This is a genomic window from Xanthomonas sp. NCPPB 1068, from assembly GCF_041479385.2.
In the GTDB taxonomy this organism is placed as follows: Bacteria; Pseudomonadota; Gammaproteobacteria; order Xanthomonadales; family Xanthomonadaceae; genus Xanthomonas; species Xanthomonas cannabis.
Map to the genome: position 1 here is coordinate 2,367,985 of NZ_CM192986.1, position 14,074 is coordinate 2,382,058.

The 14,074-nt window shown below is 67.6% G+C and carries 11 protein-coding genes and 1 other RNA gene; 9 read left to right on the plus strand and 3 right to left on the minus strand.

The window, feature by feature from the left end; all coding sequences use genetic code 11:
* Both ACCQ12_RS10085 and ACCQ12_RS10090 read left to right on the plus strand, forming a co-directional pair.
* On the plus strand, positions 1-570 hold the full coding sequence (locus ACCQ12_RS10085) for a molybdenum cofactor guanylyltransferase (protein ID WP_355603146.1): 570 nt from the start codon (positions 1-3) through the stop codon (positions 568-570).
* Positions 554-916 (plus strand): hypothetical protein, encoded by a 363-nt coding sequence (locus ACCQ12_RS10090; protein WP_372383502.1) that lies wholly within the window; start codon positions 554-556, stop codon positions 914-916. The genes ACCQ12_RS10085 and ACCQ12_RS10090 overlap by 17 nt, the downstream gene beginning before the upstream one ends.
* Before the next feature lie 100 nt (positions 917-1,016).
* Here ACCQ12_RS10090 and ACCQ12_RS10095 read toward each other — a convergent pair.
* Together ACCQ12_RS10095 and ACCQ12_RS10100 are read right to left on the minus strand one after the other, a co-directional pair.
* A non-coding RNA gene (locus ACCQ12_RS10095) (sX9 sRNA) lies at positions 1,017-1,089 on the minus strand.
* Between the two features lie 92 nt (positions 1,090-1,181).
* Positions 1,182-2,186: an NAD(P)-dependent oxidoreductase gene (locus tag ACCQ12_RS10100; protein WP_372383503.1), complete on the minus strand. Its 1,005-nt coding sequence runs from the start codon at positions 2,184-2,186 to the stop codon at positions 1,182-1,184.
* Between the two features lie 84 nt (positions 2,187-2,270).
* Here ACCQ12_RS10100 and ACCQ12_RS10105 point away from each other — a divergent pair, with 84 nt between their 5' ends.
* The 7 genes from ACCQ12_RS10105 (at position 2,271) to cobA (ending at position 12,691) form a co-directional block, all read left to right on the plus strand.
* Entirely contained in the window at positions 2,271-2,843 is a 573-nt protein-coding gene (locus tag ACCQ12_RS10105) for an ANTAR domain-containing response regulator (RefSeq protein ID WP_039403910.1), read from the plus strand.
* Positions 2,844-2,847: 4 nt separating this feature from the next.
* Positions 2,848-3,927 carry a CmpA/NrtA family ABC transporter substrate-binding protein gene (locus tag ACCQ12_RS10110; protein WP_372383504.1) on the plus strand — a complete coding sequence of 360 codons (1,080 nt, stop codon included), beginning with the start codon at positions 2,848-2,850 and terminating at the stop codon, positions 3,925-3,927.
* Between the two features lie 1,149 nt (positions 3,928-5,076).
* Positions 5,077-6,246 (plus strand): nitrate/nitrite transporter, encoded by a 1,170-nt coding sequence (locus tag ACCQ12_RS10115; RefSeq protein ID WP_179456040.1) that lies wholly within the window; start codon positions 5,077-5,079, stop codon positions 6,244-6,246.
* 58 nt (positions 6,247-6,304) lie between these two features.
* Positions 6,305-8,722 carry a nitrite reductase large subunit NirB gene (gene nirB, locus ACCQ12_RS10120; RefSeq protein WP_372383592.1) on the plus strand — a complete coding sequence of 806 codons (2,418 nt, stop codon included), beginning with the start codon at positions 6,305-6,307 and terminating at the stop codon, positions 8,720-8,722.
* On the plus strand, positions 8,719-9,084 hold the full coding sequence (nirD, locus tag ACCQ12_RS10125) for a nitrite reductase small subunit NirD (protein WP_047695146.1): 366 nt from the start codon (positions 8,719-8,721) through the stop codon (positions 9,082-9,084). The genes nirB and nirD overlap by 4 nt, the downstream gene beginning before the upstream one ends.
* 59 nt (positions 9,085-9,143) lie before the next feature.
* Positions 9,144-11,879 carry a nitrate reductase gene (locus tag ACCQ12_RS10130; protein WP_506191676.1) on the plus strand — a complete coding sequence of 912 codons (2,736 nt, stop codon included), beginning with the start codon at positions 9,144-9,146 and terminating at the stop codon, positions 11,877-11,879.
* A gap of 65 nt (positions 11,880-11,944) precedes the next feature.
* Complete coding sequence (gene cobA, locus ACCQ12_RS10135; RefSeq protein WP_355609302.1) at positions 11,945-12,691, plus strand: uroporphyrinogen-III C-methyltransferase; 747 nt, start codon at positions 11,945-11,947, stop codon at positions 12,689-12,691.
* Between the two features lie 316 nt (positions 12,692-13,007).
* On the opposite strand, the gene ACCQ12_RS10140 is transcribed toward cobA, so the two are convergent.
* On the minus strand, positions 13,008-14,042 hold the full coding sequence (locus ACCQ12_RS10140) for an acyltransferase family protein (protein ID WP_372383506.1): 1,035 nt from the start codon (positions 14,040-14,042) through the stop codon (positions 13,008-13,010).
* Positions 14,043-14,074: the final 32 nt, after the last annotated feature.

A 14,074-nucleotide genomic window follows, 5' to 3' on the forward strand; every position in this document is an offset into this window, starting at 1 on the left:
ATGAGCGCGCTCCCTGCATGGACCGGCGTGGTGCTGGCCGGGGGGCGCTCCTCGCGCATGGGCCGCGACAAGGCCTTGCTGCCCTGGCATGGGCGTCCGCTGATCGCGCAGATGCAGGCCCTGCTGCGCGGCGCCGGGGCGCAGACGGTACTTGTCAGCGGCCTGCGCCCGGAGTACGACGGCATCGCCGATACGCAACCGGACCTGGGCCCGCTCGGCGGCCTGGCAAGCGTGATCGAGCGCGTGCCCGATGCGACCACGCTGGTGGTGGTGCCGGTAGACATGCCGCTGTTGTCCACGGCCTTGCTGGCGCGGCTGCTGGCGCCCTCAGCGCAGCGCTGCGTCACCTTCGAGGAGCAGATGCTGCCGATGCGGCTGGCTGTGGATACCCGTGTGCGCACGGCGTTAGCCGGGCTGATGGCAGGCGAGGCATCGTCACGTTCGCTGCGCGCCCTGCAGCGTTCACTGCAGTGCCATCGCCTTGCAGTCACCGCCAGCGAACGCGCCGCGTTCGTCAATTGCAATACGCCCGAGCAGTGGAGTCAGCTCATCCATGAAAATCCAGATTGACGGCCAGCACCTGCGGTTCCGTATCGACGAAGCCGAACTGGCCACCTTGCTCGCCGGACGCAGCGTCGAGAATCTGAGCCGCCTGCCGAGCGGGCAGGGTGCACGGCTGGTGCGGCACAGCGTGAGCCTCACCGGCGGCCATGCGGCGTGCAACTGCGCCACCGACCACTGGCAATTGCAGGTGCCGCGCGGTGTACTCGAAGAGCATGCGCGCCAACTGCCCAGCCGCGATGGGCTGAGCTTCCGTTTCGATGCGGGCGCCGGGCACGCCGAGCTGATGACGCTGCAGGTGACCTTCGACGTGGATGTGCGCGACAGTGCGCGCACGCGGTTTCCGAAGACGTAGCGGGCAGCTCAGCGGGTGCGCTTGTTGCCAGCCAGATAAGTCGACGAGCGGACCGGGGCAGTGCACAGGCATCCGACGCCTGCAGCGCTGCGGCCTGAGCGGCCAACAAAACGGCGTGAGCACTCGCAGGTGGGTGCGGGCGGCGCCGGTGAACCGGAATGCGGCTGGTCCCTGCCGCGTCCGCGTACCGGTTGCTCAAGCCTGGCCGCTACGGGTGGGTTTTGTTGCGTGTTCTTGGGCGACACGCCTGCATGACGCGCGACGTTCACCCTGCCAGGCGCACACATGGCGTGCGGCAGAGGCCAGGCACGCGCTCGCAGGCAAGCCCGCCGGCTTTCAGCGCCGCTTCGATGGGCGCCGCCGCTGCGTCGTCGTAGCCCATGCCGCCGCGCAGCGCCACCACGTGCAAGCCATCGTTGGCCAGTTCCAGTAGCAAGGCCTGCTGTGCCTGCGCATCCGCCGGCAGCGCACGCCGCGTTGCATCGCGGCGCGCCAGCTCGAGCACGGCATCGGGTACATCGGCGGCAACCAGCAGCACGTCGGCCAGGTTCATCGCACGCAGCGCCTTCAAGGTCAGCAGCCCCGGGTCGCCGGGGCCGGTGCCGACCAGTTGCACGCTGCCGCGCGCAGGCACGGCGCCGGCATCGTCCAGGGCCGTGTTGAAGGCCACCTCGGCGGCGGCATCGTCGCCGGCCTGCAACAGCAGCGGCACCTGCCCGTCGATGACGCGATCGAACCAGCGCCTGCGGCGGTTCATATCGGGGAACTGGCTGCGGATACGCTCGCGATGACGAGCGAACAGAGCGGCAAACCGGCCAACCGATGCATCCAGCTCGCGCTCGAGCCGCTCACGCAGGCGACGCGCCAGCATCGGCGCGGCGCCGGCTGACGAAATGGCGATCACCAGCGGGTCGCGGTCCACGATCGCCGGCACCTGGTAGGTGGACAGCTCGGCATCGTCCACCACATTGACCAGGCGCTGACGTGCGCCGGCCGCTGCGGCCACGCGCTGATTCAGCTCGGTATCGTCGGTGGCGGCGACCACCAGCCACACCGTGTCGATCCACGCCGGATCGAACGTGCCACCCAATTGCTCGAAGCGCCCGGCCTGCATCAGTTCTGCAAGCTCTGGCGACAGTGCATGTGCATACAGGCGGATGTGCGCGCCGGCCTTGAGCAGCGCCAGCACTTTGCGCGTGGCGACCTCGCCACCGCCGATCACCAGCACGGCGCGCCCCTGCAGATTTGCGAACAACGGAAACAACGGCATCAGACTCGCTCCGAAAGGATGACTCGCACCGACGGCATGTTGCATGGCACCATCGGCGCACGTCCACACGCCTCGCTGCCGCCAATGCGTGTTTTGCTCGTCAACGATACCGAAAAGCCCATCGGCGAACTGCGCCAGGCATTGACGCGCGCCGGCTATACGGTGCTCGACGATGTGGCGTCGGTCGGTGCGCTGTTGCACGCGGTGCAAAGCCAGCAACCGGATGTGGTGGTGATCGACGTGGATTCGCCCTCGCGCGACACCCTGGAGCAATTGTCGATGCTGCATGCCCATGCGCCGCGCCCGGTGGTGATGTTTTCCGGCGATGGGGACGATGCGCTGATCCACGCCGCCGTCGGTGCGGGCGTGACGGCATACGTAGTAGATGGCCTGGCGCCGGCGCGGCTGGCGCCGATCGTGCAGGTGGCGTTGGCGCGGTTTGCGCACGAAAGCAGCATGCGAAAACGCCTGGACGATGTGCAGCAGGCCTTGCAGGACCGCAAGCAGATCGACCGTGCCAAGGGCTTGTTGATGGAAAAACGCGGCCTCAGCGAGGCCGATGCATACGCTGCGCTGCGCCAGCAGGCGATGAAGCAGGGCGTCAAGCTGGCCGAGGTGGCGCGACGCATCGTGGCCATGGCCGAATTGCTGGGATGATGACATGAGCCAACCTGACGTTCCTGTGTTGCGCGTGGCCTACATGCCGCTGATCGACTGCGCCCCGTTGGTTGCCGCGCAGCGGCTGGGCCTGGACCGTGCGCATGGCCTGCACCTGGAGCTGCAGCGGCAAGCCTCGTGGGCCGGCGTGCGCGACCGCCTGCTGGCCGGCGAGGTGGATGCGGCGCATGCCCTGGCCAGCCTGGTGTACGCCATCGACCTGGGCATTGCCGGGCCGCAATGTCCGATGGCCTTGTTGATGACGCTCAACCACAACGGCCAGGCGATCACCATGGCGCCGGGCCTGGCGCAGGCGCTGGCCAATGGCCAGACACTGCCGCAGGCACTGTCCGGGCTGGGTCGGCGCGCAGTGTTCGCGCAGACGTTTCCCACCGGCACGCACGCGTTGTGGCTGTACTACTGGCTGGCTGCAGGCGGGGTAGACCCGATGCGCGATGTCGATGTGCTCACCATTCCGCCACCACGGATGCCCGAGGCATTGGCCAGTGGGCTGGTCGATGGGTATTGCTCCGGGGAGCCGTGGGCAGCGGTCGCGCAGGCGCAGGGCAGTGGTGCGCGGGTGATCCGCAGTGGCGAGCTCTGGCCTGGCCATCCAGAGAAGGTGCTGGCGTGCCGGCGCGAGTTCGCCGCCCTGCAGCCGGAGCTGACGCAGCAGCTGACCGCCTGCGTGCTGGACGCCTGCCGCTGGCTGGATGCAGGGCCGGACAGCCGGGCCCAGTGTGCGCAGTGGCTTGCGGAGCCGCAGCATATCGGGGTGTCGGCAGCGCATCTTGCCGCGTGTCTGGATGCCAATGCCGACGCCGATGCGGCCAACGTCGATGCGACGGCGCTGGCCTTCCATCGCGATGGCGCGGTCAACATGCCGTGGCTATCGGATGGCCAGTGGTTCCTGAGCCAGTTCCAGCGCTGGGGGTGGCACGCCATCAAGGACGACGACCTCGCGCGGCTACGGGACATCCATCGCCTGGATAACTACCGCAGTGCCGCCGCGCGCATTGGCGTGGCCGTGCCGGAAGGCGATGACCGCCGCAATCGCTTGTTCGATACCCCCAGCGACGACTGACAACTCGCGCGGTGGTGACGCGCTGGAGTGGGGATCAGGACGGGGCGAATGCACTGCGACTTTGCTGCAGGGCCTTGCCGGCCCACTGTAGTGGGACACGCTGCAAGTACGTCGCTGTAGCTCCGTGGCGGCATCCATGCCGCCACGGGTCCCGCGAAGGTGAGGCGCCGCGCCCTCGACCAGACTTGAAGATAGCCAAGTGATCGCGAGACGCACGATACAGTTGTCGATACCTCATTGCTCAGTAACGGCGGATCAGGCGGAGAGCGGATCATCTGCGCCTTTGCTGCAGGGCCCTTGCCCGCCCACCATCGCAGGACACGCCGCAAGTACATCCATGTAGCTCCTTGGCGGCATCCATGCCGCCAAGGGTCCCGCGACGGTGGGCGGGCAAGGACCAGTGGAGATGGTCGATCTGCATGGATTTCAACAGCGACTCGCAAGCTGCAACGCGGCGTCTTTGCTTTTCAAAAAGACCGCCAGCCAACTGTCTGGCGTGGTGTCCTCACCGATTGCGGGACCGTGTGGCGGCATGGATGCCGCCACCGAGCCCCCATGGACGGGTTGACGGCGTGTCCCGCGAGCGGTGAGGACACCGCGCCCTCGACCAGGCGTGAAGATCGCCAAGCGCGCGAGACACGCACGATGCGAGCGTCGCTACTCGATTGCTCAATCCCGCGAGCGGTGAGGGCCGCGCCCTCGACCAGACTTGAGGATCGCCAAGCCATCGCGATACGCGCGATACGCGCGATGCAGTCGTCGCTACCTGGCACCTCGCTGCCCGACGGCCACCGCACGGTCTTGGTGCATTACTGCACGAAAGCCGGGAATGGGAAGATGCAAGCAGTACTGCGGTGCCGCTGGAAAAGCCATGGGCCTCTCACGCAAACCGACTATTTTTCAATCACTTGTGATGTCGTGACGCCACGGTGAATAAGTTGGCACGGTGATTGCGTAGCACTCACGTGCAGGTGCAACGGCGTGCCTGCAACAACACGTACACGGTGCAGCGGTTCAACGGCGACCCGCACGCATCCAGGACAACGGCGTCCTTCCGGTTTACCGGAGGGGCGCCGTTTTTTTTTGGCCATCGCACTCGAAGAGGTCTCCATGCAGCGCTCGTTCTGGCGATCCGGGCACACGCCCACCTTGTTCGCATCCTTCCTGTATTTCGACCTGAGCTTCATGGTGTGGTATCTGCTGGGACCACTGCAGGTGCCGATTGCGCAATCGCTGGGGCTGGACACGCAGCAGCGCGCCCTGATGGTGGCGGTGCCCATCCTGTGCGGCGCGGTCTTGCGCCTGGTGCTGGGCATGTTTGCCGACCGCATCGGGGCAAAGCGTGCCGGCGTGATGGCGCAGCTTGCCGTGATCGCGGCCTTGTTCGGTGCCTGGCAGTTGGGCGTGCAGAGCATGGGCCAGGTGCTGCTGCTGGGCGTGTTGCTCGGTATCGCCGGCGCTTCGTTTGCAGTGGCATTGCCGTTGGCATCGCGCTGGTATCCGCCCGAGCATCAGGGTACTGCGATGGGCATTGCCGGTGCCGGCAATTCCGGCACGGTGCTGGCCGCATTGTTCGCACCCATGCTGGCGGCAGCGTTCGGCTATCAGAACGTGTTCGGGCTGGCGTGCATCCCGTTGGTGCTGACGTTGATCGTGTTTGCTTCCATCGCCAAGGAGGCGCCCACGCCAGTGGCACGCAAGCAGTGGTCCGACTACGGGCGCGTGCTGGTGGGCAACCGCGATGCGTGGCGCTTCATGTTTTTCTACGCGATCACCTTTGGCGGGTTCTCCGGCTTTGCCAGCGCGCTGCCGGGCTACTTCCACGACCAGTTCGACTTCGATGCGCGTACCGCCGGCTGGGCGACCGCGGCCTGCGTGCTGGCCGGGTCGGTGATGCGGCCGCTGGGCGGGGTGATTGCCGACCGCGTCGGCGGTACCCGCGCCTTGCTGGCGGTGTATCTGCTGGTGGCCACACTGGTGGGCATTGCCGGGTTTGGTGCAGGCGGCGCCACCATCACGCTGGCGTTGTTCGTGCTGACGTTGCTGTGCCTGGGCGCCGGTAATGGCGCGGTGTTCCAGCTGGTGCCGCAGCGGTTCGGCCAGGAGATCGGCGTGATGACCGGGTTGATCGGCATGGCTGGTGGCATTGGCGGCTTTGCACTTGCCGCCGGGTTGGGTGTGCTCAAGCAGCACACCGGCAGCTATGCCCTGGGCATGTGGCTGTTTGCCGCGTTCGCACTCGGTGGCTGGGGCTTGCTGGCTGGCGTCAAGACCCAGTGGCGCAGCGAATGGTCCACCGCCGGCGCGGCACGCGTCTGACATGTCGACAGGAATCCAGGCAATGAAGCAACCCAGATTGGTCGTCATCGGCAACGGCATGGCCGGCATCCGCACGGTGGAAGAACTGCTCAAGCTGATGCCGGGCATGTACCACATCACCGTGTTCGGCGCCGAGCCGCATCCCAACTACAACCGCATCCTGCTTTCACCGGTGCTGGCCGGCGAGCAGGAGTTCGACGATATCGTGTTGAACCCGCTGCAGTGGTACCGCGACAACGGCATCCAGCTGCATCTGAACACCGAAGTCACGCGCATCGACCGGGTGCGTCGCCGCGTGATTGCCGCCGATGGCACCGAGGCCGAATACGACCGGTTGTTGATCGCCACCGGCTCGGTCCCGTTCGTGCTGCCGGTTCCGGGCAATGACTTGAAAGGCGTGATCGGGTATCGCGATATCCAGGACACCCGCACTATGATCGACACCGCGCGCACGAAGCAGCACGCGGTGGTGATCGGCGGCGGGCTGCTGGGCCTTGAGGCGGCCAATGGCCTGAAGCTGCGCGGCATGGACGTCACCGTGGTGCATCTGGCCGGCTGGTTGCTGGAGCGCCAGCTCGACCCGGTGGCCGGCAATCTGCTGCAGCAGGCGCTGCGTGCACGCGGGCTGGAGTTCCGCCTCAACACCGCCACCAGCGCGTTGCTGGGCAATGCGCAGGGCGAAGTGATCGGGGTGAAGTTTGCCGATGGCAGCGAGATTCCGGCCGATCTGGTGGTGATGGCCGCCGGCATCCGCCCCAATACGCGCCTTGCCGAAGAAGCCGGCATCCACTGCTCGCGCGGCATCGTGGTCAACGACAGCCTGCAGAGCTTCGACCCGCGGGTGTATGCGGTGGGCGAGTGCGCCAATCATCGCGGCATTGCCTACGGCCTGGTGGCGCCGTTGTTCGAGCAGGCCAAGGTGTGTGCGAACCATCTGGCGCAGTTCGGCATCGGCATCTATCGCGGCTCGGTGGCCTCGACCAAGCTCAAGGTCACCGGGATCGATCTGTTTTCTGCAGGCGATTTCATGGGCGGCGATGGCTGTGAAGAGATCGTGCTGTCCGACCCGGCCGGCGGCGTCTACAAGAAGCTGGTGATCCGCGACGACGTACTGGTGGGTGCGTGCCTGTACGGCGACACCAGCGATGGCGGCTGGTACTTCAAGTTGCTCAAGGACGGCACGCCGATCCAGGCGCAGCGCGACCAGCTGATCTTCGGCGAGAGCGCGTTGGGCGACGCCGGCACCGGCGGCCAGGACCGCGCCAGCGTGATGGCCGACAGCGACGAGGTCTGCGGTTGCAACGGCGTGTGCAAGGGCACGATCGTCAAAGCCATCAGCGAGCAGGGGTTGTTCACTGTCGATGAAGTGAAAAAGCACACCAAGGCGGCCAGCTCCTGCGGCTCGTGTACCGGCTTGGTCGAGCAGATCCTGATGAATTGCCTGGGCTCCAACTTCCAGGAAACCCCCAAGACCAAGGCCGTGTGCGCGTGCACCGATCTGAGTCATGGCGAGGTGCGTCGCGCCATCCGCGAGCACAAGCTGCTCACCCATGCGCAGGCCTACGCCTTCATGGAATGGCGCACGCCCAACGGCTGCGCCACCTGCCGGCCGGCGATCAACTACTACATGCTCTCGACCTGGCCGCATGAAGCCATCGACGACCCGCAATCGCGTTTCATCAACGAGCGTGCGCACGCCAACATCCAGAAGGACGGCACGTTCTCGGTCATTCCGCAGATGAAGGGCGGGGTGACCAATGCGGGCGAGCTGCGCCGCATTGCCGACGTGGCCGACAAATACGCCGTGCCGATGGTCAAGGTCACCGGCGGCCAGCGCATCGATCTGCTCGGGGTCAAGAAGGAAGATCTGGTGGATGTGTGGCGCGATCTGGGCATGCCCTCCGGTCACGCCTACGGCAAGTCGATCCGTACGGTGAAGACCTGCGTGGGCAGCGAGTTCTGCCGCTTCGGCACGCAGAACAGCACGCAGATGGGCATCGACCTGGAAACCATGCTGGCCAACATGTGGAGCCCGCACAAGGTGAAGCTGGCGGTGTCCGGTTGTCCGCGCAACTGCGCCGAATCCGGCATCAAGGACGTGGGCATCATCGCGGTGGACTCGGGCTGGGAACTGCACGTTGGCGGTAACGGTGGCATCAAGACCGAAGTGGCCCGCTTCCTGGTCAAGGTGAGCACCGCCGAGGACGTGCGCGAATACACCGGCGCCTTTCTGCAGCTGTATCGCGAGCAGGCCTATTACCTGGACCGCACCGTGCATTACATCGCGCGCGTCGGCCTGGATTACATCCGCGCGCAGGTGGTGGACGACGCGGCCAACCGGCGTGCGCTGTACGAGCGACTGCTGTATTCGCTCGAAGGCCTGGTCGACCCGTGGAAGGCGCGCATCGCCGGCGAGCGCCGGCAGGAATATCAACCGCTGCGCATTGCCGCGCCGCCCGCCACGGTGGAGGAATGAACATGCCGCACGACGCATGGGTGCGCGTGTGCGCCTTGCAGGATTTGCCGACGCTGGGCGCGCGCGTGCTGGAGGTGCAGGGCCTGCCGCCGATCGCCATCTTCCGCACCGCCAGCGACCAGGTGTTCGCGTTGCGCGACCGCTGCCCGCACAAGGGTGGGCCGCTGTCGCAAGGCATCGTGGCCGGCGACACCGTGACCTGCCCGCTGCACGGCTGGGCGATCGCGCTGCAGAGCGGGCAGGCCTGCGCACCGGACGTGGGCTGCGCGCCGCGCTACCCGATCAAGGTGGAGGCCGACGCGGTGTGGATCGTGCTGCAGGCGGTGGCGCAGCCGGACGCCGTTGCCGAGCCGGCCGCATGAGCGAAGGCCTGCAGCCGCCGTCGCCCGCCACCGCAGCCCTGCCGCAAGGGGCTGCGCCGATGCATCGCATCACGCGCTCGACCTGTTGCTACTGCGGGGTGGGCTGCGGTGTGCTGATCCACAGCGAGCACGACGCCGACGGCGAACGCATCGTCGGGATCGAAGGCGACCCGCTGCATCCTGCCAACCGCGGGCGTCTGTGCAGCAAGGGCCTGGCGCTGCCGCAGACGGTGGCGAGCACGCAGGGGCGGGTTGTCGCGCCGGAGCTGCGCCGTCATCGGCAGGCTCCGCGTGCAGCGGTGAGCTGGGATCAGGCGCTGCAGCATGTCAGCAGCAAGCTGGCGGCGATCGTGCAGGAGCATGGCCCCGATGCCGTGGCGTTCTATCTGTCGGGGCAGTTGCTCACCGAGGACTACTACGTCTTCAACAAGCTGGCCAAGGGCCTGCTCGGCACCAACAATATCGACACCAATTCGCGCCTGTGCATGTCCAGCGCGGTCACCGGTTACAAGCTTGCGCTCGGCGCGGACGGCCCGCCGACCTGCTACGACGATCTGGAGCTGGCACAGACGGTGCTGTTTGCCGGCAGCAACATGGCGTACGCGCATCCGGTGCTGTTTCGCCGGCTCGAAGACGCGCGCGCACGCAACCCGGACATCCGCTGGATCGTGATCGACCCGCGGCGCACCGATACCGCGGCCATGGCCGACCTGCACCTGGCCATCGAACCCGGCACCGACGTCGCCCTGTTCAACGGCATGCTGCACCACCTGATCTGGGAGGGTCTGGTGGATGCGCATTTCGTTGCGGCGCATACCGATCAGTTCGATGCCCTCAAGCGAATGCTGCGCGAATACACCCCGCGCATGAGCGCCGAGATTTGCGGGATCTCGCACGAGGACCTGGTGCGGGCGGCCGAGTGGTTCGGGCGCAGCCCGGCGGCGTTGTCGCTGTATTGCATGGGCTTGAATCAGTCGGCGCACGGCACCGACAAGAATCTGGCGTTGATCAACCTGCATCTGGCCACGGCGCAGATCGGCAAGCCCGGCGCCGGGCCGTTCTCGTTGACCGGCCAGCCCAATGCGATGGGCGGGCGCGAAGTGGGCGGCATGGCCACGATGCTGGCCGCCCATCGCGAGATCGGCAATGCCGAGCATCGCGCGGAGGTGGAACACCTGTGGGGCGTGCCGGCCGGGCGTATCTCGCCGACCCCCGGCACACCGGCGGTGCAGTTGTTCGAGCGCCTGCGTACCGGCACGCTGAAGGCGGTGTGGATCGTCTGCACCAACCCCGTGCACTCGATGCCGGAGGTGGCCGGCATCCGCGCCGCGCTGGAACAGGCCGAGCTGGTGATCGTGCAGGACGCGTTTTCCGGCACCGACACCGTGCCGTATGCCGACGTCCTGCTGCCGGCGGCCAGCTGGGGCGAGAAGGACGGCACGGTGACCAACTCCGAACGCCGCATCACCCGCGTGCGCAAGGCCGTGGAGCCGCCGGGCCAGGCGCGTGCGGACTGGTGGATCGCCAACGAAGTCGCGCGACGGCTGGAAGCCCGGCTGGCGCCGGCAACCGGCGCGGGGCTGTTCGCATTCGACAGCACCGCGCAGATCTTCGATGAGCACCGTGCGTTGACGGTGGGGCGCGATCTGGACATCGGCGGGCTGGATTACCCGCAACTGGACAACGGCCCGCAGCAATGGCCGTTTCCTGCCGGCGCTGCGCATGGGCAGGCACGACGCTATACCGATGGCGTGTTCGCCACTGCCAATGGCCGCGCGCAGTTCCATGCAACGCCGTATCGCAAGGTGGCCGAAGCCACCTCGGCGCGCTTTCCGATGCGCCTGCTCACCGGCCGCCTGCGCGACCAATGGCATGGCATGTCGCGCACCGGTCGCGTGGCCGCCGCCTATGCCCACAGCCCCGAGCCAGCGCTACGCATGCACCCGGACGATGCCGCACGGCGCGGGCTGGTTGCGGGCGAGCTGGTGCAGGTGGCCAGCAAGCGCGGGGCGCTGGTGCTGCCGCTGGAATTGTCGGACGAATTGCGCTCCGGCACGGTGTTTGCGGCAATGCACTGGAGCGGGCAGGCGCTGTCCAGCGGCGGCATCAACGAGGTCAGCACGCCGGCGGTGGATGCGCGCTCGCAGCAGCCCGAGCTCAAGCATGCGGCGGTGCGGGTGGAAAAGGCGGTGTTCGGCTGGCATCTGCTGGCCGCACGCCGCGGCGATGCGTTGGCGCTGCACCAGGCGCTGCAACCGCTGCTGCGCGAGTGCGGCTATGCCAGCCTGCGCCTGCATGCCGAAGCGCCGAGCGACGGCGGCGGCGAATGGGCGGTCCTGCATGCTGCCTGCGAACGCGCACCCGAGACGGCGTGGATCGAGCGCCTGGTGGCGGCGCTGCAACTGCCGGCCGGCGCCGACGTGCTGGAATACCGCGATCTGCGCCGTGGGCTGATGCGCCGGGTCGGCTGGCGGACCCAGGACGGGCACAGCCATATCGATGGCCTGTTGCTCACCGCAGCCCAGCCCAGTGACGCCAACCAGGCACTGCTGGCCACCGCATTGGCCGGCAAGCCGTGGCGCGCGGCGCGGCTGGCGGTATTTGCGCAGACGCCGGTCGCGCCCAGCGACCCGATCGTCTGCACCTGCATGAACGTTGCGGCGTCGGCGATCCACGCCGCCATCGACGACGGCGCCGATGTGGCGCAGCTCAAGCAACGGCTCGGCTGCGGCACCGTCTGCGGCTCGTGCGTTCCGCAACTGACCCGGCTGTGCCGGCAACCGCGGCTGGCCTGATGCACCTCCACCCTCCACACACTGCGAGATCTCCTATGTCCGTCATTCCTTCCTGCGCGCGTGATGTGGTGTTGTTGTCCGCCGGCCCCGGCGATCTGGACCTGCTGACCATCAAGGCGGTCAAGGCACTGGCCTCGGCACAGGTGCTGCTGCTCGACGACCTGGCCAACCCCGACATCGTGGAACTGGCACCGCAGGCGCGGGTGATCCGCGTGGGCAAGCGCGGCGGTTGCCGCTCCACGCCGCAGGAGTTCATCTGCCGGCTGATGCGGCGGTATGCGTTGCAGGGATTGCGCGTGGTGCGGGTCAAGGGCGGCGACGCATTGTTGTTTGGCCGTGCCGGCGAAGAGATCGGTTTCTTGCGCCGCGCCGGCGTGGGCGTGCAGGTGATCAACGGGGTGAGCGCGGCGTTTGCGGCGGCGGCGGCGCTGGACGTCTCGCTGACCCATCGCAGTCACTGCCACGGCATCAGCTTCGTCACGGCGCACACCCACGACCATGGCGAGCCGAACTGGGGCGCGCTCGCTGCCAGCGGCACCACGCTGGGCATCTACATGGGCTTGCGCCGCGCCGATGCCGTGGCCACGGCATTACTGGCGCATCTGCCGGCCAGCACGCCGGCCGCCATCGTGCAGGCGGCAACGCGGCCGGAGCAACAACGCCGGCTCACCACGCTGGGAGAGCTCGGCGTTACCGCCGCCGCCATGCTGCCGGGCCTGCCGACCTTGCTGCTGGTGGGAGAGGCGCTGTCCGAGGCTTCTGCCGGGTGCGACGACCGCCTTGCGTCGATGCCGGAGCAGGCCGTTGGCTGAGCGGTGCGGGTACCGCACCCGCGACGCTGCAAGTTTGTTGCAGGGCCGATGCTCGCCCGCCATCGCGCAACGCGCCGCACGTACGTCCATATGAGCTCCATGGCGGTACCCATGCCGCCACGGGTCCCGCGACGGTGGGCAGACAGGGACCAGCACGATGATCGCTGCGCAGGGCCTTCGAAGAGCGGCCAGCGACGCGGCGTCTTCATTCTTCCCCCGACACAGGTGCGATGAGGGCCGGTCGATCACCGTGCCCGTGCGTGGCTACGACCCGGCACGCCATCGCCGCATTGGTGGTTGCGAGCCTCGGCTCACCCTAGCGGCGCGCCAGCACGCGCTTGGCCCAGCGCAGCGCGACCCGCTCGTAAAGCAGGTGATACGCCACGCCCAGCAACAGCGCAGCGGCCACGCTGAGCAGCAGATTCACCGGCCAGCTCGCCAGCGCACCGAGGCGCCGGGTGGCACGCGCCACCAGCGACATCAGCGGCATGTGCACCAGGTAGATGGCGTAGGACGCATCGCCGAGCAACACCAGCGCTGGGCCCACGCGCAGCCAGCCGCGCCATTCCGCACGCACCAGCACCACCAGGGCACCGGCCACCGCCAGGCCAAACAGCGGCGAATAGGCGCGCTGCAGCCCGCTGCCGACGAAGCACCACAGCGCCACCGCCGCGATCGCACCGCCAGCCCACACCGGCCAGCGTGCGGTGCCGAGCGTTGCCCGTGCAGCCAACAGACCGAACACGAACTCCAGCGTGATCGGGTGCAGCAGCAACGCGCGCCAGGACAGATCGACGGGCTGCTCGAACGGTGCACCGGCAACATGATGGAGCGCGACGAGCGCGGCCCATGCCAGCGCGCAGCGCAGCGGGTAGCCGCTGCGAAAGAACAGCCACGCCAGCGCATAGAACATCAGCTCGTAACTCAGCGTCCACGCAACGCCCAACGCGGATTGGCCGTGTACCGGCAGCAGGCTGAGCGTGGCCAGCCACGACCAGCCCATCTCGCCGCTGTCCCAGGCCGGACGCAGCGTGTAGGCCAACGCCAGCGCAAGGCCGACCGGCCAGTACGGCAGATAGATCCGGGTGAGGCGGCTGCTGGCGTAGTCGCGGCTCCAGCCCGGCGTCCGGGTACTGGCGTGGTTGACGTAGTAGAGGATGAAGCCGGACAGCACGAAGAAGAAATCCACGCCCAGATAGCCGTGCGCCAGCGCGGCGGCTACGGCAGCCGGCAATGGCTCCACCAGATGCGTGGTCGGCAGCACGCTATGACTGAGCACCACCAGCAGCGCGGCCAGTGCGCGCCCGGCCTGCAGGACGCGGAGGGTGGGGCGGGCGGGAAGGGACACCATCGCGAGCGGCAGCGCAGGTGCGGGAGGCCCGC

What these genes read in the sequence shown, in the direction of transcription:
- ACCQ12_RS10085 (WP_355603146.1), top strand. Translation starts at nt 1, where the DNA reads ATGAGCGCGCTCCCTGCATGGACCGGCGTGGTGCTGGCCGGGGGGCGC.
- ACCQ12_RS10090 (WP_372383502.1), top strand. Translation starts at nt 554, where the DNA reads ATGAAAATCCAGATTGACGGCCAGCACCTGCGGTTCCGTATCGACGAA.
- ACCQ12_RS10100 (WP_372383503.1), bottom strand. Translation starts at nt 2,186, where the DNA reads ATGCCGTTGTTTCCGTTGTTCGCAAATCTGCAGGGGCGCGCCGTGCTG.
- ACCQ12_RS10105 (WP_039403910.1), top strand. Translation starts at nt 2,271, where the DNA reads ATGCGTGTTTTGCTCGTCAACGATACCGAAAAGCCCATCGGCGAACTG.
- ACCQ12_RS10110 (WP_372383504.1), top strand. Translation starts at nt 2,848, where the DNA reads ATGAGCCAACCTGACGTTCCTGTGTTGCGCGTGGCCTACATGCCGCTG.
- nirB (WP_372383592.1), top strand. Translation starts at nt 6,305, where the DNA reads ATGGCCGGCATCCGCACGGTGGAAGAACTGCTCAAGCTGATGCCGGGC.
- nirD (WP_047695146.1), top strand. Translation starts at nt 8,719, where the DNA reads ATGAACATGCCGCACGACGCATGGGTGCGCGTGTGCGCCTTGCAGGAT.
- ACCQ12_RS10130 (WP_506191676.1), top strand. Translation starts at nt 9,144, where the DNA reads ATGCATCGCATCACGCGCTCGACCTGTTGCTACTGCGGGGTGGGCTGC.
- ACCQ12_RS10140 (WP_372383506.1), bottom strand. Translation starts at nt 14,042, where the DNA reads ATGGTGTCCCTTCCCGCCCGCCCCACCCTCCGCGTCCTGCAGGCCGGG.